Here is a 316-nt window from a genome sequence, read left to right as displayed (position 1 = left end):
CGCCGGGGCCGCGACGGTGGTGGTGCCGGTAGTGGCACCTGCTGCGATGGTGATCACTGCGCCGTTACTCAGGGTCACGGTGACTGGAGTACCAGCGGCATTGGTCAATGTGGCGGTGTAGATGATCGAACCGCCTTCAGCTACAGACTCAGTAGCGGAGAGGCTCAGAGTTGTAGTGTCAGGAGTATCGGTGACCGAGGTCTCGGCAGGCTTGTCGCTAACTTCCAGCTTCTCGTAGTTGCCGCCGTCGGCTTTGGTAATGGTGGTGCTCAGGGAACTACCACCAGCCAGAGCATCGTTGGGCGCAGTGAAGTTC

1 protein-coding gene is annotated in these 316 nt (G+C 59.8%); it reads right to left on the bottom strand.

Annotated elements, in window-relative coordinates; genetic code table 11:
* A partial coding sequence (locus tag F6S12_RS33270; RefSeq protein ID WP_315870056.1) for an immunoglobulin-like domain-containing protein occupies nucleotides 1–316 on the bottom strand: 316 nt, incomplete at both ends.

This window comes from Pseudomonas sp. JV245A (genome assembly GCF_032424515.1).
In the GTDB taxonomy this organism is placed as follows: Bacteria; Pseudomonadota; Gammaproteobacteria; order Pseudomonadales; family Pseudomonadaceae; genus Aquipseudomonas; species Aquipseudomonas protegens.
This window is presented reverse-complemented; position numbering and strand designations above follow the sequence as displayed.